The following is a 10,563-nucleotide window of genomic DNA, read 5'->3' as shown; positions in this document are numbered from 1 at the left end:
GCCGAGTTCAGTAAAATGATCGAAACGTATACCGGTCGGCTCGGCCCGGAGTAATCTAGTCAATCAAATAGTAGCAACACACATGAGGAGGCATCATGGCGAACACGATACCGTTGGACAAAATGTCGCTGGAAGAACGGCTCCAACATGAATAGAAACGAAACATTGAAACTTCTTCAAGCCCACAAGCCGCACTTGGCCCGCGAGTTCGGGGTGACCGCTCTGGCTCTGTTCGGCTCTGCCGCGCGCGATGTCGCGGGCGCGAACAGCGACATTGACATCCTGATCGCCTTCGATGGCCCGGCTACCTCAAAGCGTTATTTCGGTGTCCAGTTCTATCTGGAAGATCTGCTGGGCCGCCCGGTGGATCTGGTGACGGAAAAGGCGCTGCGTCCGGAGCTGCGTCCCCATATCGAGCGGGAGGCCATCCGTGTCTAATGTAGGGCAGGGCGAGCGTGAATGGCGTTTCTATGTTGACGACATGATCGCCTTCGGACAGAAGGTCCTGTCTTACACCAACGGTTTGGATCAGCCCGCTTTCGTTGCCGACGAGCTCACCTACGATGCCACGTTACGCAACTTGGAGCTCATCGGCGAGGCGGCTACCCGCATCCCCGACGCGGTGCGCGCCGCTCATCCCGACATCCCGTGGCGGTTGATCATCGCCACGCGCAACCGCCTGATCCACGCCTACTTGGGCATTGACGACGATACGCTCTGGAGCATCATCCAGGACGACATCCCCGCGTTGCTAGCGGCCTTGCAGAAGCTCAAGCAAGCCCACCCGTGATGTGACCGCAACAAGACGGATAGCTCTCCATGGCCAGAAACAAATCGGACACCAAGAAAACCGTCGAAACCCTCAAGCACGACGAAGCGACGCGAAAGAACATCCCGACTGCCGAATATCAGTCGGTGATGCAGAAGCACGAGCAGGCCCCCGTGCGCGTCGCCTACGAGCGTGGCGCTGCCGGGCTCGACGATGCAAAAGAGCGGCGCAACCGCGACCTCGATCCGCAGCTCGTCTGGCGCGGCAAGGACGAGCAGGACTGGAGCGAACTCGTCGTCCACGCCCCGCCGCTCTACATCCAAGAGAAGGTACACCCCAAGGTGCTCATCGACGACCTGCTCAAGCAGACTCGCGAGCAGCGCGCGCAAGAAGTGGGCGCGCAGATCGACCTCTTTGGCGACTTCAACGGCATCCCTCAAGGCGTGGACAAAACCGAGTTCTACCAGCACGAGCAGAACTGGTCGAACCGGATGATCCTCGGCGACTCACTGCAGGTAATGGCGAGCCTCGCCGAGCGCGAAGGACTGCGCGGCAAGGTGCAGTGCATCTACTTCGATCCGCCGTACGGCATCAAATTCAACAGCAACTTCCAGTGGAGCACGACCAGCCGCGACGTGAAGGACGGCAAGGCCGACCACATCACCCGCGAGCCGGAGCAGGTGAAGGCGTTCCGCGATACGTGGCGCGATGGGATTCATAGCTACCTCACGTATCTGCGCGACCGGCTGACCGTGGCTCGTGATTTGTTGACGGAGTCGGGTTCGATTTTCGTGCAGATTGGCGATGAGAACGTGCATCGCGTACGGGCAGTGATGGATGAGGTATTCGGGGAAACCAACTTCGCTGCACAGATCGCTTTTATCAAAACGGCTGCCGTCAGCAGCCCCGAGGCAAAGACCAATGTCATTGCCGACCTCTTCGACTATGTTCTTTGGTATGCAAAGGACATAGACAGCGTGAAATATAGGCAACCTCTCCGTCCCAAAGAACTGGGTGGAAAAAGCGAATACAAGCGGATTGAACTCCCAGATGGCTGGCGCAGGTCCCTTTCCACAAGCGAGGGCGATGAAACTACTTCCGACAAATACCCCGACGCCCGGTTCTATCGCCAAGACAACATCGTCTCGACCGGGTATTCGGTAACTCTGTCAGTTCCATTTCATGCCTTCGGTATCTCGTTTCAGCCGAATGCCAGTTCACATTGGAAGACCACAATTTCAGGGATGGAAAAGCTGCTCCGCGCCGGGCGGCTTGAACCACGAGGGAAGCAACTCTCCTATGTTCGGTTCTTCGATGACTTCGCGGTCACACCAATCGGCAACTCATGGGATGATGTCGTGTTGAGCAGCCGGGCTGAAGAAAAGGTCTATGTGGTGCAAACCAGTTCCAGAGTGATCCAGCGCTGCATCCTCATGACCACCGACCCTGGCGACCTCGTGCTCGACCCGACGTGCGGCTCCGGCACCACTGCTTATGTTGCCGAGCAATGGGGCCGCCGCTGGATCACGATCGACACCTCGCGCGTTGCGCTAGCGCTGGCCCGCGCCCGCATCATGGGCGCGCGCTATCCGTTTTACCTGCTGGCCGACTCGTCCGAGGGAAAACGCAAAGAAATGGAATTCGTAGGTCGGGTTAGCGATAGCGTAACCCGACAACCCGCGCCGCAAACGTCGGGTTACGCTGCGCTAACCCGACCTACCGGAACTACGGGAACGGCCGCGCAAGGCAACATCCGCCACGGCTTCGTCTATGAGCGCGTGCCGCACATCACGCTCAAGTCCATTGCCAACAACGCGGAAATAGACGTTATCTGGGACAAGTGGCAGGCGACGCTGGAACCGCTGCGCGAACTGCTGAATCACGCACTGGGCCGTACCCCTCCGCGTCATGCCCGCGAAAGCGGGCATCCAGAGTTCGAAAAACCGGATTTCCGCGTGCGCGGGAATGACGGAAAGGTGGCGTGGGAGGATTGGGAAATCCCGCGCGACCTTTTCGCCGTCATTCCGGCGAAGCCTGCCCCGTACTCCGATACGGGGGCCGGAATCCAGAAAGAAGCGAAAGACTGGACTCCGGCTTCCGCCGGGGTGACGGATGCGGCGAAGAAGCTGCACGCCGAGTGGTGGCAGGCCCGCATCGCCCGCCAAAAGGAGATCGACGCCTCGATCGCCGCCAAGGCCGAGTTCGAGTACCTCTACGACAGACCCTACCAGGACAACAAGAAGGTCCGCGTGGCCGGGCCGTTCACAGTTGAAAGCCTTTCGCCGCACCGCGTGCTGGGCGTGGACGAGAACGACGAACTGATCGACCCGAATGATCAGCGCGTAGCTGAGCCGGGCGCGGACTACGGCGCGAAGCAGTCTTTCCCGCAGATGATCCTGGAGAATCTCAAAACCGCCGGCGTCCAGCAAACGCACAAAGAAGACAAGATCACCTTCACCGCGCTCAAGCTCTGGCCCGGCGATCTCATTTGCGCTGAAGGCCGGTATATCGAAACGCGCCCCTCACCCCAACCCTCTCCCTCCGGCGGGAGAGGGCAGGGTGAGGGGGACGGAGCCGAGAAGCGCGCTGCCATTTTCATCGGACCGGAATTCGGTACGGTCACCCGCCCCGATCTGGTCGCAGCTACCCGCGAAGCCGGCGACGCCGACTTCGATGTACTGATCTCCTGCGCCTTCAACTACGAGGCCCACGCCACCGAGTTCAGCAAGCTCGGCCGCATCCCCGTGCTCAAGGCGCGCATGAACGCCGATCTGCACATGGCCGAGGACCTAAAGAACACCGGCAAAGGCAACCTCTTCGTCATCTTCGGCGAACCCGACATCACGATCCTCGATGGCGACGACGGCAAGATCCGCGTTAAGGTTAACGGTGTTGATGTGTTCCACCCGCAAACCGGCGAAGTCCGCAGCGACGGCGCCGACGGCATCGCCTGCTGGTTCATCGACACCGACTACAACGAAGAAGGCTTCTTCGTCCGCCACGCCTACTTCCTCGGCGCCAACGACCCCTACAGCGCGCTCAAGACCACGCTGAAGGCCGAGATCAACAAAGAAGCCTGGGCGACCCTCAACAGCGACACCTCACGCCCCTTCGAAAAACCGAAGTCCGGGCGCATCGCCGTCAAAGTCATCAACCACCTCGGCGACGAAGTCATGAAGGTATTCAAGGTAACTTGAACCGGGAAATGGAGAACAGCGTAATGGCGACTAAAAACCTTAAAGCGGCACGCGCTCGTAAACGAAGCCTTGGCGCACCGAAGGTGCGCGAGTGTTTAGTGGTGAGTGACTAGTGGATAGTTCTTCTTCGCTAGCCACTGACCACTATTCACTGCCGCCGCTTTGGCGGCGGCCCGGCCTTCGCGGGAAATTGCTACTGGTGGGTAAGTTGCCGGAAAAGTTGTGCGATCGCGGACAAGGGTTTTTTGACCTATGCTTGATCGTACCCCTAGGGCGGGGCGGCGAGTGTATCGAGGTAGGCTAGGTGGATTGCTGCACCGAAGCAGGCATAGTAAACCTTGCGTACTGCATCGGAGCGGCCTAAAAAGTTCCTGACCTCGCGTACGGCGATCGCCGCGGCCTCACATATCGGATACCCGTAGACCCCGCAGCTGATGGCGGGAAACGCAATCGTGGCGAGGCCGTACTGGGCAGCGAGATCGAGGCTCTGCTGGTAGCACGAGGCTAGTAGGTCCGCCTCGCCGTGGTGACCGCCTCGCCAGACCGGACCGACCGTGTGAATGACGAAACGCGCCGGCAGGCGGTAGCCTTTCGTGATTTTAGCGGAGCCCGTCGCGCATCCTTCGAGGGTACGGCACTCGGCGAGCAACTCGGGCCCCGCCGCCCGGTGAATCGCCCTGTCCACACCGCCGCCGCCGAGGAGCGAGGTGTTGGCCGCATTGACGATGACATCCACCTCCAGCGTGGTGATATCAGCGGTAACGGCCTCGATGGCGGTCATCGTTGCAGCCTATGCACAACGCATCCCAGCGGGCGCCGGATGGCGCCATCGAACAAAACTACGGTAGCGCCAGGAGCAGCGGTCCCGACCGCGCCCCTGAAACTTCGGGATGTTCACTCAGGATCAGGCTCGTAATATATCTTCAGCCTGGTCTTTCGGTTTATCCACCATCAGCAGCACGTTACCGGCCTCGATGGTTTTCTGGTAGTCCTTGATTCGGGAACCTACGCCGATGCCTGCGCTCGCTCGTTGCCGCGACCACGCGTGTGCGTTGGCTCCAAGCGGGCGATATGAAACAGCGCCTCGCCTTCGCTGACGAGCGGTAATTTAGTGCACCCTACGATGATGCCGATGGCGGGTGTTTTAACCGCGGCTTCGCGTTCGCCGAAGGGATCGGCCACGATCCCGAGGAGCTGATTCTTTTTGACACGCGCGCCGAGACAGGCCACGGTACGCAGGATACCGCTCTGGGGCGCGCGCACCCAGACGCTTGATTTAGCCGTGTACCGCTTTGGCCGATGGCCGCTTTGGCGCCGCCCGGATAACATACCGAGGGCCCGCATCACGGCGAGCACGCCTTCAAATCCCGTTTGGATCGCGGTCTCGTCGAAGCGCAAGGCTTCGCCTGCTTCGTACACGATGACCGGGATCCCGCGGCTCGCCAGCGCCTTACGCATGGAACCTTCGACCAGAGCGGTATTGACAATGACGGTCGATGCAAAGGCGCGCGCCATCCGTAAGGTTTCAGGATCGCCGATACAGGCACGAATTTGCGGGAGGTTATCGCGGTGAATGGCCCCGGTGTGGAGATCGATCCCGTGGGTGCACAGCGCGGCGATTTCGCGGAAAAAAACATCGGCGAGCCGCGCCGCCAAGGATCCCTGCTCCGAACCCGGAAAACAACGGTTGAGATCCCGCCGATCCGGCAGGTAGCGCGATTGATTGATGAACCCATAGATGTTCACGACGGGCACGGCCAGCAGGGTTCCTTTCAAGCGGATCAGGTCTGGAACGTCCAGGACCCGCCGGATGATCTCCACGCCGTTGATCTCGTCCCCATGGATCGCCGCGCACACAAAGAGCCTGGGACCGCTTTGGCGGCCGTGGATGACCCGGACCGGAATCGTCAGCGCGGTATGGGTATAGAGACGCGGGATCGGCAGGTCGATGAGCTGGCGCTGACCGGCGGCAACGTCGATTCCGCCGCAGCGGATGGGTGCTTGCGGCATGACTTACCCGCTGCCTCGGGTGCGGGTCTTTCCGCTGCGGGCGTTTTTCTCGATGAACTCGATGATCGCGCCCGCGATGTCGTTGCCGGTCGCGACTTCGATGCCTTCGAGTCCGGGGGATGAGTTCACTTCGAGCACCAGCGGACCATGATTAGAGCGCAGGATATCCACTCCCGCGACGTTCAGCCCCATTGTTTGCGCGGCGCGAACGGCCGTGGAGCGTTCCTCGGCTGTGATCTTGATCAGGCTGGCCGCACCGCCCCGGTGCAGGTTGGAGCGGAAGTCGCCGCTGCGGCTTTGGCGTTTCATTGCCGCGACCACCTTGTCGCCAATCACCATGCAGCGTAGATCGCTGCCCCCGGCTTCCTTGATGTACTCCTGTACCAAAACGCTTACCTTCAATCCTAAAAACGACTCGATCACGCTTTTCGCGGCATTATGCGTTTCCGCGAGCACGACGCCCATGCCTTGCGTGCCTTCGAGGAGCTTGATGACGAGCGGCGGGCCGCCGACCATCTGGATCAGATCCTCGATATCGTCGGGTTTATGCGCAAATCCCGTGACCGGCAGGCCGATACCCTTGCGCGAGAGCAACTGCAAGGCGCGCAGTTTATCCCGGGAGCGGCTGATGGCGACCGATTCGTTGAGCGGGTAAACACCCATCATTTCAAACTGCCGCAGCACCGCCGTGCCGTAGGAGGTTACCGACGCGCCGATGCGGGGGATCACGGCATCGAACTCTTCATGGTGCTGCCCCTTGTAATGAATACTCGGGCGATGGGAGGTGATATTCATGTAGCAGCGGAGCACATCGAGGGTCCGCACCTCATGGCGCCGCTGCTTGGCGGCCTCCACCAAGCGGCGGGTCGAATAGAGTTTCGGATTGCGCGACAGTATGGCAATCTTCATGGAGGCGGCTCGACAGCCGGTAAGCCCTGGCTCGATTGGAGATAAACACGGCGTAAGGCGCGGCCGCCGATGAAGGATTTCCCGGGATCCACGATCAGGCCCCCGGCCGCCATCGCCGTGCGCCCAAGCAGCAGGCGAAACAGCATGTCCTCGCGATTGGCGAGCGTGATTTCTATCGGCCAGGCTCGGTCCATGAAGCGTACGATGGAGTGAATGACAAAGCGTTGCTCGCGGTGTCCTCCCGAATCGCTCACGGTGCGACTATCCACGACGTCCGCGGTGCACACCCGCGTGATATCGGTCCGGCATTGCAAGGGATGGAGCCAGAATTCAACCTTGAGGTGTCCAGCGGTTTCATAGGTGTGCAGTTTGAACGTATGCAACGCCGAGGTGCGTGCGCCGCTGTCCATCTTGGCCTTGATGGCGGGGAGGCGGAGATCGGGAAACGCAACCCACTCCCGCCACCCGACGCGGATCGGTGGATCGGCCGGGCCGGGATATGGCTCGGCGAGGGCGCTGGTTTTCTTTGCCATGGGGCGTTTCTGTCAATGCGGCTTGCGGGGAAGATTATTCTTGCACGGTTTTTTTTATCTTCGCGGTCTCTTCCCCGCGACGTGGGTGCATCTCGATGGCCGCGGCATGCGACCTGAACTGAAGCCGGTGCAGCCGGGCATAGGTTCCGTGGCGCCGGAGGAGCTCGTCGTGGGTGCCGATCTCTTCTATTTTTCCGTGCTTCAGCACGATGATGCGATCGGCGTTTTCTATCGTCGATAAACGGTGCGCGATGATGATGCACGTGCGTCCCCGGCGCAGGGTATCCAGTCCCGCCTGGATGTGCTGCTCGGAGATGGAATCCAACGAGGATGTCGCTTCATCGAGGATCAAGAGGGGGGCATCTTTGAGGATGGCGCGCGCGATGGCAAGCCGCTGACGTTGGCCGCCAGAGAGCCGGACGCCGTTTTCGCCGATCAAGGTGTCCAGCCCCTCCGGCATCGTCGCAATGAAGTCACTGACATGCGCCGCCTCGACCGCCCTGAGAATCGCCGCCGCGCTCGCCTCGCGCATCGCGCCGTAGGCGATGTTGTTGCGGATCGTGTCGTTGAATAACAGCACCTCTTGGGTCACGAGGGCGATATTCCCTCTGAGAGCGTGCAAGCTCAGATCGGCAATGTCCACGCCATCGAGTAGGATGCGTCCCCGGCTCGGGTGATAAAACCGCGGCAGCAGATTGGCGAAGCTTGATTTCCCGCTGCCCGAGGGCCCCACCAACGCTATGGTCTCGCCCGCTTCGATCTTGACCGAGATCCCGTTCAGCGCGGGACTGAGGCGCGGCTCGTAGACGAGGCTGACGTTTTCATATTCGATGTCCCCGTGTGCCCGTTTGCAATCCCTCGCTCGGCTGTCTGGTTCCGGCGCTTCGTCAATCAGGCTGAACACGCTTTGCGCCGCCGCCAAACCGCGCTGCAGGTGCTCGTTGATGCCGGTTATGCGCTTAATGGGTGGTAGCAGTAAAGTCATCGCGGTAAAAAAAGCGACGAAATCACCGATGGTCAGCGTGCCGGCTACCGATAAGGTGGCCGCCAGGTAGGTGACCGCGGCTAAGACCACTGCCATCAGCGCTTGGATGATCGGGACATTGGCGGCGGAGACTGTCGCAATCTTCATCGTGAACTTTCGATTTTCATCCGCCGCCCGCTGGAAGCGCCCCGTTTCGTGATCTCGCCCCTGATAGATCTTGACCGCCTTGTGGCAATCGATCGCTTCCTGGGCCACTTCGGTGATGGCGCCCATGGAGTGTTGCACTTTCTGACTCATCACGCGCAAACGCCGGCTCGCGCCTAAGATCACCAAACCGACCACAGGCGCGATGATGAGCACCGTCAACGACAACATCCAGTTCAGGTACAGCATGTAGCAGAACAAGCCGAGCACCGCGAGTGAGTCTTTGACCAGCACGGTCACGCCGCGCGTTGCGGCTTGCGCCACCTGCGCCACGTCGAAGCTGAGTTTAGAGATCAAGACGCTGGAATTGGTGGTGTCGAAATAAGCCGAGGGCAGCATCACCAGGTTGCGAAACATCTGCTGGCGAAGATCGAGCACGACTTTCTGTGCGACCCAGTTCACGGACACGTCGCTGGCATAGGTGATCCCCCCGCGAAATAGGAAGAGTAAGACGAGGAGACCGGGTACCGTCAGCCGTGCGCCGGCGTCCTGCTCGATGAAGCTGCCGTCGAGCAAGGGCTTGAGCAAGGCGGGCAAGAGGGGTTCGGTGCATGCCAGCAGGACCATGCTGAGGAGGGAGATAGCGAACGTACGCCGGTAGGGATGGACATATCGCAGAAGACGGAGGTAGAGCGTTCGGCTATCGATCACAGCGGCATCCGCCATAGGGGTACCCGTCGAGGATTTGCCGCCCGAGCGTGAACCGCCCCCTACCCCCGTATTCTCCGCTCGCATTCCCTGCACCCCGGATCGACTCTAGAAAGATACTTCGCAAGCGCGCAGTATATACGTTCTAAGTTCGGAATTAGGCAATGTTTGCGTGTCGATAAAACATCCGATCGTCGCCGTGACCGGTTCATCGGGCGCCGGGACAACCTATATGCGGCGTGCCTTTTTGCATCTGTTTCGCCGCGAGCAACTCCAACCCGCCATCATCGAAGGCGATTGTTTTCATCGTTACGATCGTTCCGAGATGCAAACCGCGGCGGAACAGGCGGAGCGGGAAGGCCGCCATTTAACCCATTTCGGCCCGGAAGGTAACTTTTTCGACGAGCTCGAATGGCTCTTTAAGCGGTACGCGGATACCGGCTGTGGGCGGCGCCGCTATTATGTCCATAACGAAGAGCAGGCGGCTCGCCACCATCAACCGCCGGGAACCTTCACGGCGTGGGAAGACTTGCCGCCGGACACCGATTTGTTGTTCTATGAAGGACTCCACGGGGCATTAATAGCCGATTCGGTGAATGTTCTCCGCTACATTGATTTATGTATCGGCGTCGTACCGATCATTAATCTTGAATGGATCCAAAAAATCCACAGGGACCGGGTAGTGAGGGGCTACACGACCGCCTCGGCAACTCGCATGATCCTTAATCGCATGCATGATTATGTCTACTATATCACCCCGCAATTTTCGCGCACGGATATCAACTTTCAACGCGTGCCGACCGTGGATACCTCGAACCCCTTCGCCGCTGAGGAAATCCCAGGCGATGAAGAGAGCTTTGTCATCATCCATGTTCGAAATGTCAAGAAGCTGCAAGTCGATTTTCGCTATTTAATCGAGGTGTTGGATGGCGCCTTCATGTCGCGGCATGACACGATTGTGGTGCCGGCAGGAAAAAAAATTCTAGCTATCGAATTCATCATTACACCCGTCCTCGAGCGCTTGATGAAACGGCGCTCGCAAGCTGAATAAGGCATAACACCAGGTTTTTTGCCTGGATTCACTGAATCCTGTTCGTAACACGCCTCGGCAACTCCGGCCGAATACGAAATCGACATCACCGCGATCGCGGTGATGTCGGCAAGCTTCCAAGAACCCGGGCCTGCAGCGCATTAGCTCGGCGTTTCTGCTTGGCGAAAAAAATCCGCTGGCTCCGTGCGTGCGGCCATTACTATAATACCGCCAACAATAACTAGTGGGGGGGCTGTATGCGCTCGATACTCGTGATG

Annotated in this window: 9 protein-coding genes; 4 read left to right on the top strand and 5 right to left on the bottom strand. The window is 59.6% G+C overall.

The annotated features are described in order from the left end of the window. The first annotated feature begins 147 nt into the window (after positions 1–147). The 3 genes from M3436_16370 to M3436_16360 are packed head-to-tail and all read left to right on the top strand — an operon-like array spanning position 148 to position 3,966. On the top strand, positions 148–438 hold the full coding sequence (locus M3436_16370; protein MDQ3565619.1) for a nucleotidyltransferase family protein: 291 nt from the start codon (positions 148–150) through the stop codon (positions 436–438). Then, positions 431–790, top strand: coding sequence for a DUF86 domain-containing protein (locus tag M3436_16365; GenBank protein MDQ3565618.1), 360 nt, complete (start codon positions 431–433; stop codon positions 788–790). Before M3436_16370 ends, M3436_16365 begins: the two co-directional genes overlap by 8 nt. A 29-nt stretch (positions 791–819) precedes the next feature. Beyond that, the gene (locus M3436_16360; GenBank protein ID MDQ3565617.1) at positions 820–3,966 is read left to right on the top strand and encodes a site-specific DNA-methyltransferase; all 3,147 of its coding nucleotides are present in this window, start codon (positions 820–822) and stop codon (positions 3,964–3,966) included. 268 nt (positions 3,967–4,234) lie between these two features. Here the strand turns inward: M3436_16360 and M3436_16355 are convergent, their stop codons facing one another. From M3436_16355 to msbA, 5 genes are all read right to left on the bottom strand, one after another. Continuing rightward, positions 4,235–4,747 (bottom strand): O-acetyl-ADP-ribose deacetylase, encoded by a 513-nt coding sequence (locus M3436_16355; GenBank protein MDQ3565616.1) that lies wholly within the window; start codon positions 4,745–4,747, stop codon positions 4,235–4,237. Between the two features lie 224 nt (positions 4,748–4,971). Further along, on the bottom strand, positions 4,972–5,976 hold the full coding sequence (locus M3436_16350; GenBank protein MDQ3565615.1) for a succinylglutamate desuccinylase/aspartoacylase family protein: 1,005 nt from the start codon (positions 5,974–5,976) through the stop codon (positions 4,972–4,974). Between the two features lie 3 nt (positions 5,977–5,979). Further along, on the bottom strand, positions 5,980–6,885 hold the full coding sequence (gene rimK / locus M3436_16345) for a 30S ribosomal protein S6--L-glutamate ligase (GenBank protein ID MDQ3565614.1): 906 nt from the start codon (positions 6,883–6,885) through the stop codon (positions 5,980–5,982). Continuing rightward, positions 6,882–7,418, bottom strand: a complete 537-nt coding sequence (locus M3436_16340; GenBank protein MDQ3565613.1) for a RimK/LysX family protein — start codon at positions 7,416–7,418, stop codon at positions 6,882–6,884. The genes rimK and M3436_16340 overlap by 4 nt, the downstream gene beginning before the upstream one ends. A 34-nt stretch (positions 7,419–7,452) precedes the next feature. Then, positions 7,453–9,273 (bottom strand): lipid A export permease/ATP-binding protein MsbA, encoded by a 1,821-nt coding sequence (gene msbA / locus M3436_16335; protein MDQ3565612.1) that lies wholly within the window; start codon positions 9,271–9,273, stop codon positions 7,453–7,455. A gap of 154 nt (positions 9,274–9,427) precedes the next feature. Here msbA and M3436_16330 point away from each other — a divergent pair, with 154 nt between their 5' ends. After that, positions 9,428–10,306, top strand: a complete 879-nt coding sequence (locus M3436_16330) for a phosphoribulokinase (GenBank protein ID MDQ3565611.1) — start codon at positions 9,428–9,430, stop codon at positions 10,304–10,306. Positions 10,307–10,563 lie beyond the last annotated feature (257 nt).

This window comes from Pseudomonadota bacterium, assembly GCA_030859565.1.
Classification (GTDB): Bacteria; Pseudomonadota; Gammaproteobacteria; order JACCXJ01; family JACCXJ01; genus USCg-Taylor.
The sequence above is the reverse complement of the archived record's forward strand: the minus strand, read 5'-3'. Positions and strand labels throughout refer to the sequence as shown.

Excerpts from the sequence above, each read along its gene's own strand:
- M3436_16370 (MDQ3565619.1), top strand. The coding sequence starts at position 148 with ATGAATAGAAACGAAACATTGAAACTTCTTCAAGCCCACAAGCCGCAC.
- M3436_16360 (MDQ3565617.1), top strand. The coding sequence starts at position 820 with ATGGCCAGAAACAAATCGGACACCAAGAAAACCGTCGAAACCCTCAAG.
- M3436_16355 (MDQ3565616.1), bottom strand. The coding sequence starts at position 4,747 with ATGACCGCCATCGAGGCCGTTACCGCTGATATCACCACGCTGGAGGTG.
- M3436_16350 (MDQ3565615.1), bottom strand. The coding sequence starts at position 5,976 with ATGCCGCAAGCACCCATCCGCTGCGGCGGAATCGACGTTGCCGCCGGT.
- rimK (MDQ3565614.1), bottom strand. The coding sequence starts at position 6,885 with ATGAAGATTGCCATACTGTCGCGCAATCCGAAACTCTATTCGACCCGC.
- M3436_16340 (MDQ3565613.1), bottom strand. The coding sequence starts at position 7,418 with ATGGCAAAGAAAACCAGCGCCCTCGCCGAGCCATATCCCGGCCCGGCC.
- msbA (MDQ3565612.1), bottom strand. The coding sequence starts at position 9,273 with ATGGCGGATGCCGCTGTGATCGATAGCCGAACGCTCTACCTCCGTCTT.